At 44.9% G+C, this 14,982-nt stretch carries 19 protein-coding genes; 4 read left to right on the top strand and 15 right to left on the bottom strand.

Annotation, left to right across the window (positions count from 1 at the left end; genetic code table 11):
* Window positions 1–120: 120 nt before the first annotated feature.
* The 4 genes from tnpB to IPL83_07735 all read left to right on the top strand — a co-directional run bounded on the left by tnpB (window position 121) and on the right by IPL83_07735 (window position 2,317).
* Complete coding sequence (gene tnpB, locus IPL83_07750; GenBank protein MBK9039039.1) at window positions 121–453, top strand: IS66 family insertion sequence element accessory protein TnpB; 333 nt, start codon at window positions 121–123, stop codon at window positions 451–453.
* Entirely contained in the window at window positions 422–1,591 is a 1,170-nt protein-coding gene (locus IPL83_07745; GenBank protein ID MBK9039038.1) for a transposase, read from the top strand. The genes tnpB and IPL83_07745 overlap by 32 nt, the downstream gene beginning before the upstream one ends.
* A gap of 317 nt (window positions 1,592–1,908) precedes the next feature.
* Entirely contained in the window at window positions 1,909–2,058 is a 150-nt protein-coding gene (locus IPL83_07740; GenBank protein MBK9039037.1) for a hypothetical protein, read from the top strand.
* Entirely contained in the window at window positions 2,045–2,317 is a 273-nt protein-coding gene (locus tag IPL83_07735) for a type II toxin-antitoxin system RelE/ParE family toxin (protein ID MBK9039036.1), read from the top strand. Before IPL83_07740 ends, IPL83_07735 begins: the two co-directional genes overlap by 14 nt.
* Window positions 2,318–2,383: 66 nt before the next feature.
* Here IPL83_07735 and IPL83_07730 read toward each other — a convergent pair whose 3' ends face one another.
* The 15 genes from IPL83_07730 to IPL83_07660 form a co-directional block, all read right to left on the bottom strand.
* A complete protein-coding gene (locus tag IPL83_07730) occupies window positions 2,384–3,124 on the bottom strand; it encodes a hypothetical protein (GenBank protein ID MBK9039035.1) in 741 nt (246 codons plus the stop codon).
* Between the two features lie 488 nt (window positions 3,125–3,612).
* Window positions 3,613–4,434 (bottom strand): hypothetical protein, encoded by an 822-nt coding sequence (locus tag IPL83_07725; GenBank protein ID MBK9039034.1) that lies wholly within the window; start codon window positions 4,432–4,434, stop codon window positions 3,613–3,615.
* A gap of 60 nt (window positions 4,435–4,494) precedes the next feature.
* Window positions 4,495–6,279 (bottom strand): hypothetical protein, encoded by a 1,785-nt coding sequence (locus tag IPL83_07720; protein ID MBK9039033.1) that lies wholly within the window; start codon window positions 6,277–6,279, stop codon window positions 4,495–4,497.
* A 20-nt stretch (window positions 6,280–6,299) separates the two neighbouring features.
* A complete protein-coding gene (locus IPL83_07715) occupies window positions 6,300–7,304 on the bottom strand; it encodes a ParA family protein (GenBank protein ID MBK9039032.1) in 1,005 nt (334 codons plus the stop codon).
* 133 nt (window positions 7,305–7,437) lie between these two features.
* Window positions 7,438–7,764 carry a TraM recognition domain-containing protein gene (locus IPL83_07710; protein MBK9039031.1) on the bottom strand — a complete coding sequence of 109 codons (327 nt, stop codon included), beginning with the start codon at window positions 7,762–7,764 and terminating at the stop codon, window positions 7,438–7,440.
* 188 nt (window positions 7,765–7,952) lie between these two features.
* Window positions 7,953–8,369: an ATP-binding protein gene (locus tag IPL83_07705; GenBank protein MBK9039030.1), complete on the bottom strand. Its 417-nt coding sequence runs from the start codon at window positions 8,367–8,369 to the stop codon at window positions 7,953–7,955.
* An 11-nt stretch (window positions 8,370–8,380) separates the two neighbouring features.
* The gene (locus IPL83_07700; protein ID MBK9039029.1) at window positions 8,381–8,749 is read right to left on the bottom strand and encodes an ATP-binding protein; all 369 of its coding nucleotides are present in this window, start codon (window positions 8,747–8,749) and stop codon (window positions 8,381–8,383) included.
* A complete protein-coding gene (locus IPL83_07695) occupies window positions 8,746–9,231 on the bottom strand; it encodes a hypothetical protein (GenBank protein ID MBK9039028.1) in 486 nt (161 codons plus the stop codon). The genes IPL83_07700 and IPL83_07695 overlap by 4 nt, the downstream gene beginning before the upstream one ends.
* 261 nt (window positions 9,232–9,492) lie before the next feature.
* A complete protein-coding gene (locus IPL83_07690; GenBank protein MBK9039027.1) occupies window positions 9,493–9,738 on the bottom strand; it encodes a hypothetical protein in 246 nt (81 codons plus the stop codon).
* Between the two features lie 128 nt (window positions 9,739–9,866).
* Window positions 9,867–10,241, bottom strand: a complete 375-nt coding sequence (locus IPL83_07685) for a hypothetical protein (protein ID MBK9039026.1) — start codon at window positions 10,239–10,241, stop codon at window positions 9,867–9,869.
* A 3-nt stretch (window positions 10,242–10,244) separates the two neighbouring features.
* Complete coding sequence (locus IPL83_07680; protein ID MBK9039025.1) at window positions 10,245–10,640, bottom strand: hypothetical protein; 396 nt, start codon at window positions 10,638–10,640, stop codon at window positions 10,245–10,247.
* Window positions 10,641–10,709: 69 nt separating this feature from the next.
* Entirely contained in the window at window positions 10,710–12,506 is a 1,797-nt protein-coding gene (locus IPL83_07675; GenBank protein MBK9039024.1) for an ATP-binding cassette domain-containing protein, read from the bottom strand.
* Window positions 12,490–13,308, bottom strand: coding sequence for a replication-relaxation family protein (locus IPL83_07670; GenBank protein ID MBK9039023.1), 819 nt, complete (start codon window positions 13,306–13,308; stop codon window positions 12,490–12,492). Before IPL83_07670 ends, IPL83_07675 begins: the two co-directional genes overlap by 17 nt.
* Window positions 13,309–13,703: 395 nt before the next feature.
* Window positions 13,704–14,030 carry a hypothetical protein gene (locus IPL83_07665; protein MBK9039022.1) on the bottom strand — a complete coding sequence of 109 codons (327 nt, stop codon included), beginning with the start codon at window positions 14,028–14,030 and terminating at the stop codon, window positions 13,704–13,706.
* A 22-nt stretch (window positions 14,031–14,052) separates the two neighbouring features.
* The gene (locus tag IPL83_07660) at window positions 14,053–14,982 is read right to left on the bottom strand and encodes a hypothetical protein (GenBank protein MBK9039021.1); all 930 of its coding nucleotides are present in this window, start codon (window positions 14,980–14,982) and stop codon (window positions 14,053–14,055) included.

Raw genomic sequence — 14,982 nt, 5'->3', positions numbered from 1 at the left:
CGAGTTGTTTTACGACTTTCTGATTTGACGATTGAAATTCATCGGTGATTCAAATCAGTCCGTCCTCACCGATTTATATCCACTGCGGAGCTGTGGATTTTCGTAAGGAATCGATGGCCTTTGTGGAGTTTGCAAGGAGCAGATGGAGAAGGACCCCATGAGTGGAGCTCTTTTGTTTTCTCCAATAGATCGAGGAAATCTCTCAAGATATTGGTTTATGACTCCCAGGGGTTTTGGATATTTCATAAGCGGCTCAGTCGTGGATCGTTTAAGTGGTGGAGGACGGGAGAGGGAGTCTCGGGTGAGCTACGAGCCTCAGAGTTGGCAGTTCTTATCTGGAATGGAAATCCCGATTTAGCCGCACCACAAACAGAATGGAAAAGTACTTCCAATTTTGTGAAATCAGCGGAAGACTTTTCCGATGTTGAAAGCCAAGAAGAAGATCCACATTGAGATGACAGATGAGAAGCTTCATCGGCTGATTGACGAGATTGAGAGCTCAAACTTAACGGAAGAAACTCGTCAAGAATTAATCAATTCTCTCAGAGCCTTGATTGAATTAGATCGTTTGGTGGGACTGAAAAGTGCCACCATCGCCAGATTGCGCAAGATATTTGGAAAGCAATCAGAGAAAGTTCAACAAAAAGACCCTCAGGAGAAAAAGCCTGCTCATGGGAACACCGGAGGCAGTGGTCGCCATGGCCACGATCATTACCCATCGGCCAGTGTCCAAAATTATGAGATTGTAAATCTAAAGGAAAAGGACCCTTGTCCGGACTGTCAAAAAGGGAGGGTGTACAACTGGAATCCAGGCATTTATGTGCGCGTGACGGGCAATCCGCCACTTTCAGTGAGCGTTCACAAGACCCAGAAACTTCGTTGTAACCTGTGTGGCAAAATATTTGAGGCTGAGTTTATCGGAAAAGGGGAGGAAAAATTCGACGCACAAGCCAAAGCCATGATAGCCATTCTTCACTATAAGTCCTCTCTGCCATTTTACCGTCTTGAAAAGTTACAAGAAAAGCTCGGGCTCCCTGTGGCTCGATCAACACTCTGGACTCAGACGGAAAACCTGGCCAACCAGATGATTCTGGTTTGGAAGGTCATGGTCCGAAAGGCTTCGGAGGGAGCGTTGTTCTATATTGATGACACCAAGGCCAGAGTTCTCTCCCTCATGAGGGCTCCAGAGGGAAAAATCATTCTATATTTTACCGGAAGGAAATACAGTGGAGAGAATTTGGAAGAGCTCCTGACTCGGCGGCAAAGTCAGGGTCCCATTGCCATCATGTCAGATGCTCTGAATATGAATAATATCAAAGACCGAGCCCAGGAGATATTGAAATACCTGTGTCTCACCCACGGTCGGAGGCAATTTAAGGATATCGAGCAGGACTTTAAAAGAGAAAGCGAATTTGTGCTGGGCCTTATTTCTCAGGTCTATGCAAACGAACGGCACTGTAAAGATGTGAATTTATCCCCGAAGAGCGCCTCCAATACCACCAAGAGAAAAGTGCCCAGCCGATGGGGGAACTCAAAACCTGGATTGACAAAGTATTTCCCAACAAACTCGCTGAGCCCAATTCAAAACTAGGAGCCGGCGTCAAATACATGCAGAAGCATTGGAAGGGCAACAGCTCCGTACCCCCCCGTTCTAAACCGAAAAAACTTCCTCTTCTTTAAAAGTGAATACGGGGCCTTCGTGGGCGACATTCTTCTCTCAGTTATAAAAACTTGTGACATCAGTGAGGCCAACGCTTTTGACTATATGGTGTCCATTCAAAAACTTTGAACTGGTCAGGTCCAACCCTGATAACTGGATGCCATGGAACTACACACAAAATTTCGAAGTAGTCATTCACGGTCAATGAACGGATACTTGAGATCAAAAAGAACGGTCGCTCTGTTGCTGTGTTGGTTTCGTCTGAAGAATATCAACGTCTGGAAGCAATGGAAGATGCTTGGTGGGGCAGGCAGGCCGAAGAGGCTATCAAAGAGGGAACTCTCGGTGAGAAAGAGAGCGAGAAGAAACTTGCTCAATGGTTAAATGCTAAAGATTGAAATCACCAGGCGAGCCGATAAGTTTATTGAGTCGTTGCCAGCAAAACAAAAAAGACAAATCACCACCAAAATCCTAGAGCTTCGCAACAACCCAGAACCGCACGACTCTATTCAGATCAAGGGATTTTCGCAGTATCGCCGAACCAGTGTCGGAGAATATCGCATAATCTACCAAGTCCAAGACAACATACTTTTGGTAATCGTGTTGGTCGGCAGAAGAAACGACGACGATGTTTATAAACAACTGAAAAGGCTTTAATAAGGATGTGTCGTAATGAGTGCCGTATCAACGGCACCTCATTACTGTACCAGCCTGCCCAATCGATTACAGAACCGTTTGAAGTTCCCTTGCACAGGATGATCCATCGTATTTTCTGGCCCCTTCCTTTAATCCCGATGAATCAACCCAGTGAAGGCCTTGATGCATGAGAAACAGATATCGTGTAACGAGTGAATCATGGCCAGCCCGAACAGCAAGAGTTTCAATATTAATAGCCCTGGTTCTTGAACCCGGCTCTTCCCGACTGTCCACAAATTCGATGAAAGTTCCGTCGAAAGGGATTGGATTCAGTCCAACGTTGCCTTGCCGAACATTTAGACTTTTAAAAGGGTCCATTGAAAAGTCCAAAGCAATCCAAATCGGACGGGTTTTCAGCTTCTCCATTCCCAGAATCTTAAATGTACCTCGCAAAATTAATTCCCGATAAATCGGTTCGCGATTGCTTTGCTTCGGTTTAAACCTACCTCTTTTATCCAATGTAAAGCCCCACATTTCCGAAAGGTACTGAATGCTGAAATGATCACGTATCGACGCACGATTATTCAAAAGCATGCCTTTTACTGCCGTGATTCCTTTCGTAGTATCTCCAAAGAAAGTTTTGAGACTTACACTTGCGATAGGATTGCCCACCTTGGAAAACAGAACTCCGTCTACCGCTGGAATCCCTTTGAACCCCGGTAGATTACCAATTAAAAGCGCAGGTAAATCTAAGGCTCGCGCTACTCGACCCAACGATTCCCTTTCGTGACTTTCACCCTGATAGACTCCAATAAAAATATAGACCATAGGTTCGACTTCTGTGATCAATCCGGAGGTTTTGAGACAGTCGAGGCTAAACCCCCCACAAGAAAGGATACGCCTAAAAAAAGACTCTGTAAAATTCTTGTCTACGACCGAACAATTTGCATTTAAAGCACAACTCGCAATGAAGGTAAGGATTATTATATGACTTAAAAATCGCATAAGCCCCGTCACAGAACCCATCGTGCCAATATCTAGCAATGGGATCTTCAGAAAAAAATTCACTTACAGTCGAGCATAGCTGGTGAGTTTGACATAGCCAATATGCGCTCGTGGAGTCACCAAAGGATATTTGACGAGGATTGCATTGTACTTCTCCCATGACAATTTTCCATTTTAGCTCCGGCCGAAGAGCTAGAGTCATTGAATCTATAGCTAAGCTCAACCCGAAAATTGGTGCTATTTAATGCGTCGCATTAATTAATGTCAAGCGTTAATTAATATTAAGCGTCAATCTTGGAGCTTGATATGTCTTATGCGGCCGCAAAGTCCATCTCTCGTCGCCAGACCATGCTCCTCCGACGAGAACGAAATTGCCTTTGAAAACCTGAGCTCAATTGATGAACTAAAATGATATTGGAGATTTGAAATAGAAATCTCAAGACAACCAAAGAGATGGTATTGCTCTTTTGAGCTTGTTCGGGCCTTAAGCTTTGATTCATCTCATTGGCCTGAAGCTCCAGAAGACTCTTTCTGTGCTCGTTGTTCTCATTGGTCAGCTTGCGGGCCGCTGAAAGCCAGCCTTTTTGCATGAATACTTCAATTGCCAGATCATTTTTCATCATCGTGGATTTTAGACCGGATATCGTCTCTCTCAACACTTCGCCTTGGGCAATATTGCCCATCCCCTTCCCTATCACGTTGGAAGAAAAGGACCAGGACGAGTAGAGAAAGAGAAGTGCCAGCACTGTTTTGACCAGAATTTGACTCACCAGGTTTGATGGTTTGAGAAAGGCAAACACGATCAAGAGTCCTTCAACCAAAAGAGCTGCAAGAATGGATTGTTCAAGGTTTGAATTGTTTGACTGATAAAATTCAACCGCTTCACGGAGTAAAAAGTAAGTGATTCCAGCAATAAGGAGTATCTGGACCAGGAGGCCAAGAAATTCAAATTTGAAAGTTTGACTCCGAGGTTGACCGATTTGAGGACCACGTTGAATTTCAAACAAGGAGAGTTGGGATTCAACAATTGAGGGTTGAATTTCAGTCTTTCGCTTGAGCCGATATTCTCTGATTCGCTCTTTGTTGCGAAGGTAATATTCCGAATTGTATTGCTTTCTGCAAAACTGACCCACCTTGCCTCCTTCCATGAAAACTGGATCCCTTTGTCCCATACCCGATCCGGGGGTAGGTTTTTAAGATTTAGAGAGGCCCTCAACAATCTTGGCCATCACGAGCCTCTCATGAGAAACACTTCCGATCTTGACCAGTCCGTTTTCGGGAACAAGGGAAAGCTTCTCCCTCTCTGTCATGTGAGAGGCGATCTCCTGAGCTTTAGCTGTGAGCTTGTCCTGAGCCTGGCGCTTTTCGAGATCCGCCATCTCACGCCTTCTTTTTTCGTTGTTTTCCACCTGGACCTTGAGCTCGCTGACCAGACCTTCAGAGATGTAGGCTCCAGAACGTCTGAGGATGCCCATCAGAAAGGCAAGCTTCGATCCACGACTGCTAATCCCTCCGACTTCCAAATCGTAAGCAAAGGCCTCCAGCGACTCCTGAACCTCTGATGCTGATAAGGTACCCAGTTGGAAGAGCTGTTTGATCTGAGTTTGACCAAAACCGATGGCCTTCACATTCTCCGGTGTCTGAATCTGAAGCCAGTCTTCGGGGAGGTCCTGTCGCTTGGATTCAGGACCGATAGTATTAGTAATATTCTTATTATTAATATCACTACTACTACTAGAGCCCGTTGTGTCTGTTGTGGTGTTGGCGTTGTGTCGGTATTTGTTCGCGAGATGTGTCGGTACTGTGTCGGTAGTTAGACGTTTGGAATACAGCTTAGAAACCAGATCTGGAACTAAAATCTGGACTAATGCTCCCCGCCCTTTTCCAATAGGTTGAAGCTCGATAAAACCACTGGACTTCAAGCGCTTTGTTGTCGTTCGTACGCTGCCAAGTGGAATCTGAATATTGATGGCGATCGAATCGTAGGTTGTTCGAAATCCTTGGAAATTGCTTTTTAAGGTCATTTCATAACAGAAGTGAAAGACTTTGAGGCGATGACCACGCAGTGCGAGGAGATCTCGATCAATTGTGTCGGTATTGTTCACGATAGTGTGTCGGGACTGTGTTGGGTGTGGTGTCGGTGTTGTGTCGATAGTGTGTCGGAGTTGTGTCTGTTTTGCTTGGAGATTGAATCCTGTGTGTGTCGGCAATGTGTTGGTAGTGTGTCGGTTATATTGAGGTTTTGATTTGTCTGATGGGATATTACTATGAGACTCGCCAGTTTGAGATTTGTGTCGGTATTGTGCTGATAATTGATTTGAGTTTGTGTCGGTAATGTGTCGACTACTTTTATTTTTGTGTGTCGGTATTGTGTTGGTATCTTCTTCGGTGAAGACATTTAAATCGATATTTATAGAGTCTAATTCGGTATCACCTCTTTTATTTTGTGTCGGTACTAAGTCAGTTTTTGTGTCGGTACTGTGTCGGTTATCTTTATTTTTTTGTGTCGGTATTGTGTTGCCGTACTCTATGCTGAATGGATTTGTGATTTCAGAGTTTGTTTCAAAAATCTGTGTCGGTATTGTCTTTATTTGTGTCGGTACTGTGTCGGTATTTTTCTCCAATTGGCCTGGTTTTAAAAAGTGGGTATCGGAGCCAGGGGGTGTGGTATCGTTTCCCATAGCCCGTCCTGAAGCCTCTAGCGACCAATTTGAAATTTTATCTCTCGATGAGTTTATCTCTGACTTGTCAGGTGTAACGTCATCTGGTTTTGTTGGCGAGAGTTTATCCGAAAGAGAATTCTTTAGAATAGGTCTGAGTTGTTCAAGAGCGTCTTCTTCTGAAGAGGCTCCGGATTGCCTCTCCATTTGTCCGATTTGCCAAGGTCGAGTTGCCCCAGTTCTTTTAATTTTTTTCGGTTGATTGATTCTATCGATTCGAACTCTATTTTTATCGAGAACGTCGTCTATGTTAGCCATTTTATAGATACCTTAAAGAGTTAGTTACTTTTCTTAGAAAAAAAAGTGTCGATTCCCATTATTTCTTTTACAAAAGAATCATAGTCATCCTTCGCGTTAGAATTCTTGTACTGAAAAAGATCTTCCTTTTTTGTAATTGCATTTTTAAGATCGGATGCCGTCCGTATCATCGTCTTGAACATTCTATCTTTATTGCTATCAGCGATTTCGGACAGATATTTAAGCGAGGTGTATTCTCTGGCATCAAATCGAGTGAAAATGACCCGAGTTTCCCTGTTGCCAATTTCCGGGAAATCTTCCTCTATTTGATGGATCTCTTTGAGTGTTTGTTCGAGACCAATTTGAGAGAATTTATCCGGAGCAACCGGTAAAACAACTAAATCTGAGGCACAAATGATTGCAGTATTTGTGAGATTTAAAGCGGGAGCGCAGTCAATAATAATGTAATCGTACTTATCCTTAACCAACTCAAATATTTTCGAAAAAGGAACACTGGGGTTCTTAAAGTTATCCCTAATTTTACTTTCCAATATTGAATTCAACGGCGTTGAGGGGATGAGGTGGAGAAACGGCGAAAAAGCAATAGTAGCCTCATCAATTGAGGCATCTTTGGTCAAGAGATCGACAAGAATCGGAGTTTCTTCGTCAATTTCAATTTTCATAGAACTCAAATCAAATGCGGACGTGAGATTACCCTGTGAATCACCATCAACGACCAGAACTCGAGCTCCGTAGGCTGCCATTCTAGTTGCAACGAAAAAGCTTGATGTTGTTTTTCCAACTCCGCCTTTACACATCATGAATGAAATAACTTTTGCTGGATTTGGGTAGACGAATCCTTTGGCCTCGAGAAGGCGTCTTGAGTCTGAGGATGAAAAATCCTTAACGGCGCCTCGACCTGGTTTGGCTTGTCCTGGCAAATAATGAACTCCAGTCTTTTTCAAAAGGTCATTCATGGTCGCTGGAGCAATATTTAATGCTGTCCTCAGGTCCGTTGATCTAATACTTATTAAATTGTCCTGCATAAAATCAAATCCTCCGTTTAGTCCGAAAACTTTTATATAAAAACTATAAAAACAATTCGGTTTCAATTCAAAGCAATATCAATCAGAAAAACAAAAAACTAGACCAAATCAATTCAACCGCATGAAAGAATACCTAAGAGTGAATTTGACACAATATGCGTTCTTTACAGACCAACCGCGAAATCTTCAACACCTGTCCTTGTCCGAGCTGTCGGATTTGATTTGGGTGAACGACAAATTCCTCAGTGTCCCTGACTGACTTTTCACCGGTATTTTGATCCCAAAGTAGTCCTTGTTTATAACGCACCGTTGATTTTTGTATGCTTCGAGTTCCGGCCATGGAGGCAAAGTACTCGGCATCATCCGGGCTGTCGGTTCCGAAAATCAGTTTGGTGTTACAGTTTCTTTCTAATTGATCACAAAAAGTGGGGAGTGTTAGGCGACAATCAATTTTGGCCACTTTTTTTGTTCGGCGCAAATTAAATTTGGCCAGTTGGTGACGCAGATGTATCTACATCTTGTTTGGCTGTCAAACTTGTTTCCAGGTTTTTATTTTTTTCAAGAGATGCTTGGTTCTGCTTTGCGAAGGGACCCCCCGATCACGATGATCGGGGGTAACAGGGTGTCTGAGGGATAGAGTCCCTCAGGTCAGGATGACGTTTTGATGGAGGGCTGTACTTTCTTATCCGCCAGAGTTGCTTTTATTTTTGTTCTTTTTTTTGCCTCTTCCGCTCTCCAACTCGGGCCCTTGATGGTGAAGGTTTCGCATTTATGAATGATTCGATCGATGGCAGCTGCTGTGTTTAATGGATTAATAAACACCCTGTCCCATTCGGAGAATGTGAGATTGGTGGTAATCAAAACGCTTTTTCGCTCTGCTCTTAGCGATAAAATTTGGAAGAACAGATCCGCTCCATCTTGGGTTTGGGCAATGTATCCAAGCTCATCGCAAACCAGCAGGTCGTACCGGTCGAGGCGTTTGAATAGGTGTTGCAGCATGAGATTTTTTTTTGCTTCCAGCATTTGTTCAATCAGGCCGTGAGTCGAGACAAACAGGCAGCGCACATTCTTTTTTACTAGCCCTTGATGAGCGCGATCCCTAGATGCGTTTTCCCGACCCCAAAGCTGCCATAAAATACAATGTTGGATCCGTCTCGAACAAAATCGCCTTTTGCGAGACGTTTAAATTCTCCTTCGGTGATACCTTCTCTTTGGGTAAAATCGAAGTGTTCGATCCGCTTCTCCAGAGGAAGTTTGGCCTCTTTACTTAACCGCTTAATTCTTAATTCGTATTTGCTGTTCAGCTCCTCATCGACAAGGCCCGCCAGATATTGCTCATAGGTCAATCTGCCCTTTTCCGCAGCCCGCGAGGCTTCGTTATAGCCTTCGGCCATGGTTGGCAAATTCAGCTGTTTTAGGCCATTGCTGAGTTCTTCATTTGTCATCCGGTTACTCCTTGTTGGTTGGGAATGAGTTGATCATAATCTTTTAAATTTGGACTTATCGGGGTTTGGCCAAACCGTGTGCTGAGATCGATTACCAATGCCTCGGGTCTGCGCTCAACAAGAAGCAGGTCTTTGACTTCCATGAAGATGTTCATCACGCCCACAGGCTGGCCAAGAACAATTTCTAGCGCACATTGGATCTCGCTTAACGGCGTGTGATGGATGAGATTCATTATACGTAAAAACTCGCGTTCGGATGCCCCAGGAAGGTTCTCTTGGCTTTTGAGCCGACGATAAAGATCCCTGAATATTTTCTCTGGGAATAAAATTTCACGGTGTTTCCATCGGATCATCGCTTGTGGCTTGCGGAGAAGGCTTTTTAAAATATGCTCAAGCTTTATGCTATGCTCACCCTCAGACATTCGAGGATGGACAACGATGACATCACTGCCCTTGCGCGTGATTCGTGTCTCAAAAAGCACCAGCCACGACTCGGCACTCTAATCCGATCCATGCATCCGCAACTGAGTAAGTGGTCTTGGCGACGCGAACCGTGCCATGCGGAGACGCACGAGTCTCTTCCACGCGGCAAAGCACATCCTCGTCTCGCGGCAACAGCGATCTCAACTGACCACACTCTGTTTTCAGCAGTTCAGTGACGGCTTCGCTTTGCTCCTGTTCACCGAAGGCCTCGAGCTCGACGTTGAGGTGGGAAAAATCCCGGAACCTGATCCCATGAACATTTACGTGATTCCTAAATCTCCTCGACCAGGTTTGAATGTCGCGCTCAACATCACCTTTTCATTGCCTCGGCCTGGAGAGCAGGGAAGAACTCCAAAATCGTAATATTTGATCGCCCTATTAAACGCATCCGTGTAGTCGCGGCCTCCGTCTTTTTTCACCCGCTTCACGCATGGACTTAAGTTGTCGATTCGAATATTTTTTGTTTGACCACCAATTTTTTCAAAAAATGAATGGACGCCATCCATGAAACATTCATAGGTCTTGTGTGGGAAGCCCTTGATGACGCAAGCGTTAGAAAAACGGCAAAGTACCAAAATGTAAGTGCGCAATCACCGGGCCCGATAAAAATGGCAGTTCGATTGATTCTTTAAAATCAAACTGTGCCTGCTCGCCAGGGTATACTCTTGCTCAAAAAGCGCTCTTTTGGCTTTCCCTCGCACCACGATTTCATTCGCCTTTGAATCGTGCGTTCGCTACCCAAATAGCCTAGCGGACGAATCAGCGCATAGATCTCGCCGGCCGAAAGTTCCGGGGCGATAACGAGCTTCCCCCGAACAAAACCCTCAAACTCGGCAAAGAAATCCTGCCTTGAGGGAGTGGATCTTGGTCGATAGCATGGGGGAGCTGTCGATTTGAGGTACTTGCGCACAGTCTTTCGATCAAGATCAAGCTCCCGCGCAATCTTGGACTTGCTCTCGCCAAGGTGATCAAGAGCTCTTATTTTATGAAAAATATCCATTGTTATCACTGGCTAAAGCCTCCTCAGTCCCGTCGGGGACACGAGGAGTGATAATGCAGCCTCGGCTCCAACGCCAAGGTGGGGAATTTTAATTGGCGCGCGACCGACCTCGCAATTTTCCCAATGCCTCCAGCACGTTACCAAGATTGCCAGAGTCCAATGCCTCCAGAAGCTCCCAAACCTTGGCATTGCCCGAGCCGCTCCAGACATCCAAGCAACGCGAATCCATTGCTTCTCGCCGCTCGAAAAACACGCCGCATGCCTGCGCATTTCCATCGCTTGAAAACGAATTCGCGGACGCCTATCTTCGAAATAAAATTCCAACAGCTTGGGATGATTACGGAAAATCACCGCAATCACTTCGTGAGTAAATCGATCGGGATCTGTAGCCGATTGCCAGCCATCCATAAAGGCCTCCTTTGGCCCCGCCTCGGCGGGGAAAAAGTGGCCAAATTTAATTTGTGCCGGTGGCCCTTTTTAATTGGCGGCTAACAGGGAGACTTTCATCAGATCTCCTCTGGATTGATGGGCGACCATGATTCCGAGTTTTGCACCTCTTGCCCTATTCAGAAGATCGATGAAATTGTCTGTGGCAAAGCTTGCGAATTCATCGACTATTAATAGACATGGCTTTCTTTGATTCTCGGGGACCTCGTCATAGATTTGTCCGACCACTCGAATGATATTCTGAAGGATGAGTTTTCCCGTGATCACACAGGATTCCTTGTCGGCCATGGAATTAAGCAGGAAGTAATTGATGCGTCCCTTTTCGATGGTTTCCTTGATTGAAACACTTTGACGCTTCAGATCTTTGTTGTCTAAGAGAGGTCCTGCGGACGAAGTCATCAGATTTTTTAAGCCGACCGACAGTCCGGCTATGTCGCGTAGCCCATCTTTTGATTCGAGAACTTGAATGAGCTTTAGTAATTTTGCATTTGATTCGGGGCTCAGTGCCGGATGAGTGGCGAGCTCTTTGACTCGTCCGATATCGTTTGCACAGTCCGAGATATCGGCAAGACTATAATCAATGTTTGAGTGTCGTTTCAATTCGTCAAGTACTGAAATGATATCAGACAGGAATCTTGATCCTTGAGCTCGATAAAAGGGCTCAGACCACTCAAAGGAATTCATGATTTGGGCGAGAACTTCCTGGGGACTTCCTCCTTGAAGGGGATTAAATGATCTCGAAATCTGATGTTTGGTGAGACAAATCAATTCGAGATCTGAGGAGCGCCCAGCCTCTTGTGTCTCCCTTTGAATCCAGCTGATGGTATCGGAGTCGGCTTTCAAGTCGATAAAGATGATTCCCATTTTTAAATGGATCAGTTTTTTCATAATGACCTGAATCAAAGTTGTTTTGCCGGCTCCACTGCCCCCGATCAGCTGGACATGGTAGTTGAGATTTGCCTTGGTCAAATAGACGGGTTCAAGTGGATTTCCAATTTTATGTCCAATGAGGATCTCTCCCTCCTTTTTTTGCGATCTCTCGGAAGCATCGAGAATGGACTCAGCGAGCGGGGGACTGAAGTGAGAAATGAATTTACCTAAAAGGGGAAGGAAAAAACAGGGGAGTGCTAGAGCCTTGTATATGGGTAAGATGTCAGAAAATACGTCGAAATTGATGATCCCTAAAAGGAGAACGACGCCTGAGATTCCAATTTTTTCGAGAAATCGGTTTGGATTTTCTGTTTTCTTTAGGCTGCTCAGAAATAGGAAATTGAGAACTGGCTTCCACAATCCATAGGATCTGCTAGCAATTGGGGAGAGAAGATTTGTAGAGAGGGCCCCATGGGAGAGAAAATTGAGGTAGATAAATCCAAACTGGGCTAAAATTCCTATCAAAAATATCCTTAAAAGATAAAGCTGCACATCCACGGTCGAGAGGGAGTTGATTTTCAAAAGCTTTTTTATCCAGGCAAAGAGATGTCCTGTATCGATCAAGTGGTTATACGTTACAGCCCCCCAGTGAAAGAGATCGTTTCCCCATTGATACTCAAAGATCCCCCAGTAGACGTGCTTCGGTGTGGGAAATCCAAAAATTAAAATGGTCAGTCCAAAGGGGACTAAGAGGTTTGTAAGAAGGATCAGTGCTTTGGTTTTTAAGGAGGATTTTAATCCCCAAGTTCCACTGAGAATCATTCCCAAAAAAAGACCAAAAAGGACCATGGGCAGATACTTGGCCACTTTTATGAGGAGCATCAGTGATCCAAGTGATCCTGCCGTAATCAGAACTCCCGTTTGATCTTGAGGATTCATCTTACTTTGTCCAGACATGATTGATTCCTCCATCTGTCATCAGTTGCTCAAAGGTCTGAATTTTTTGATCCCAAATACGAATTTCAGGTTTATAGCGGGCCAGTATGGATTCGTTGGCACAAACAATATGGACACCCTGATAGTGAGTCTTCATGCTAACGACGAGATTGGTCAGGATCAGAGATCGCTCTTTGATGCGAGCTTGAGATTTCTGGGTGCGCTCATACTCGAAGAGAATTTTGGCTCCATCAGATCTGACGTAGACCCCATCAGGGATATAGACCTTCTGAATTTTGTTGAGTTGGCGAAGTTGGTCTTTTTTGTCCTCAAGGCCGATTCTTCTCTCTGATCTCCATGCTGTGGCCAAGCCCATATTTTCAAGAGCAATTCGAGACCAGATAACCTGAAGTGAGTGCACCATATCTTCCGGTACTTTTCTTAAGTGGCTCAGATGAATGCAGTGATTGAGGCGGGAGCAAAGTGCTTGCACTCCCTTTTGAGTTATCAAATAGAAGGGCCTTCTCAGCTGCCAGAGATCTTTTTGAATGAACCCACTTTGACGGAGAAGTTGCAGCCTTCGACGAGCGATTCTCAATCGAGTGTGAATTCTTGATGCGATAATCGAGTTAAAGAATTTTGCTGCTATAAGTTGAGATGTGGCAGGCCCCATTTCGTTCAGGAACTGGAGAACTTCCAAATCCCTTTTTTGAAGATCCATTGCCCTCACAATCCGGCCTTGAGGGAGTTCTTCGCTCCCTTCTTTCATCATGCTCAATTGTCGCTCAGCATTGTTTTTGAATTTCTCTGAATTTATCATCATAGGTTTTCCCTCACTTCTCTAAAAACGGACCTTCGAATTTCATCTCTCACTCATCATTGAACTTTCATTTTGACACCGGCTCCCGCGCGCCTTCCCCATCCTCCACCCCCTTCCATCTCTTTTCTTTTGTGCTCTTAATATGACTACAAATCTTCGTCCGAAATGGGCTCTGGCGGTTTGTTGACCACCCGACCTCAACTACTTGTTGGGGGTGGGTGGTCAACAAAATGGACGAAGTACATAGCCAGAGCCCAAAATCATTAATTTCAATAGTTTAACTCCACCTCGGGTGCACCGGCGCCTATACCTTTTGGAAGGGGGTAATCGGTACAACCCAGCGGTACAGGTCGCGGTACAGGCAAGGGTATGGGGAGAAAAAAAGAAGCTCTTCATTCTCACAGCCTCTCGCCGTGTTTTCTTAAGACAATTTCCGGAGCGATGTGGTGGTCTTTGTTTTCTATCTGCCTCGATCTGGGAGGCGAGGACTTCACCAATCCCAGAAGTTTTCCTCTGACCTCGGGATCTGAAATGGCCTTTCCGATCAGAAAAGATTCCTCGGCATATCGGTTGATGAGCTTCCACCAGGCGTCCTCCTTTTCATGGAGGAGAAGTTGGGAGATAATTTTTGTCCAATCAGAACTTTTCAGTCCCATGCCTTTGGCGTGTTCCTTGAAAAACTTGATTCGATTTCCAGCTTCCGGGTTGAGTTTGATAACGGGCATTTGTGACTCCTTTTGTTGATTGTTAGTTTTCAATGGCATGGGCAAGAACGAGGACTTGAATTTCAAAGGGACCTTTGAGTTCTGAGAACTCAGGAAACTTTTTGAGCTTTTCTCGAAACCTCTCAGCCGAGCTCATGGCACTTTGGCTGAGAGCCTTTTTTGTAGCGGAGTTCATCGAGGTGTCCTCAACAGTTCCGCCAAAGGGGTTCATGTATTTTGGGACCTGAGCGTCAAAATAGGCGGCCATAAAAGTAGAGATGAAATCACCCGCAAAATACTTGGCCTCTTTTGAGTGATAGATTCCCTCAAAGCCCGGAGTGCCGAGCTCTGTCAGGGCAGTTCCTTTAAAGGAAAAAGAAGAGGTCTTGGATTTTGGAGAGAGCAGTTCAAAATCAATGAAGACTCGATTTGAGTTGGACTCAAGGCGCGAGAATCCGACAAGTCTTGATGAGGCAAGAGATCCCGAAATGATCCGAGCGATCACGGGTGCCTTTTCGTCGGCAAATGCGATCACTGAGTGCTCGACTTGAGCTCGGAGAATATCTCCGGGCCAGATGGACTTCAGTTTCTCTTTGATTGAATCAGTGGGAAGAAGTGTGAAGCTCTCGGTATCCATTTGCTTTGAAAAGTGACTCACCAAGTAATGGGCCGGAAGATTTGAGGTCAAGCCGCTCGATGAGCTCAAAGGGGGGCGAGCTTTAGAGTTGCTTTTCTTGAATGTGAGGGAACTTTTTTTAACTTCTGCTTTCGCTTCTGTTTTTGGATTAACTTGAATACTCACTTGGTCTTCGTTTTGCTTTTCTTCTTGAAGACCATCTCCACTTTTTGGAGCCGAACTTTGAGAAGGATCCTCAAGTACGATGAGGGGATTGCCATCGAGAGTTTTGTTTGACGCAAAAGCTTTAAAGCTTTCAAGAAATAGAAATATACAGAGTAGTGCTTTTGAATTCAT

Source organism: Bdellovibrionales bacterium (genome assembly GCA_016716765.1).
Classification (GTDB): domain Bacteria; phylum Bdellovibrionota; class Bdellovibrionia; order Bdellovibrionales; family UBA1609; genus JADJVA01.
Note: the sequence above shows the minus strand (reverse complement) of the source record. Positions and strands in the feature narration are given on the sequence as shown.

Coding starts and splice junctions, on each gene's coding strand:
- IPL83_07745 (MBK9039038.1), top strand. CDS start 422: ATGTTGAAAGCCAAGAAGAAGATCCACATTGAGATGACAGATGAGAAG.
- IPL83_07735 (MBK9039036.1), top strand. CDS start 2,045: ATGCTAAAGATTGAAATCACCAGGCGAGCCGATAAGTTTATTGAGTCG.
- IPL83_07730 (MBK9039035.1), bottom strand. CDS start 3,124: ATGGTCTATATTTTTATTGGAGTCTATCAGGGTGAAAGTCACGAAAGG.
- IPL83_07720 (MBK9039033.1), bottom strand. CDS start 6,279: ATGGCTAACATAGACGACGTTCTCGATAAAAATAGAGTTCGAATCGAT.
- IPL83_07715 (MBK9039032.1), bottom strand. CDS start 7,304: ATGCAGGACAATTTAATAAGTATTAGATCAACGGACCTGAGGACAGCA.
- IPL83_07700 (MBK9039029.1), bottom strand. CDS start 8,749: ATGACAAATGAAGAACTCAGCAATGGCCTAAAACAGCTGAATTTGCCA.
- IPL83_07690 (MBK9039027.1), bottom strand. CDS start 9,738: ATGGATGGCGTCCATTCATTTTTTGAAAAAATTGGTGGTCAAACAAAA.
- IPL83_07680 (MBK9039025.1), bottom strand. CDS start 10,640: ATGGATGGCTGGCAATCGGCTACAGATCCCGATCGATTTACTCACGAA.
- IPL83_07675 (MBK9039024.1), bottom strand. CDS start 12,506: ATGTCTGGACAAAGTAAGATGAATCCTCAAGATCAAACGGGAGTTCTG.
- IPL83_07670 (MBK9039023.1), bottom strand. CDS start 13,308: ATGATGATAAATTCAGAGAAATTCAAAAACAATGCTGAGCGACAATTG.
- IPL83_07665 (MBK9039022.1), bottom strand. CDS start 14,030: ATGCCCGTTATCAAACTCAACCCGGAAGCTGGAAATCGAATCAAGTTT.
- IPL83_07660 (MBK9039021.1), bottom strand. CDS start 14,982: ATGAATTCAAAAGCACTACTCTGTATATTTCTATTTCTTGAAAGCTTT.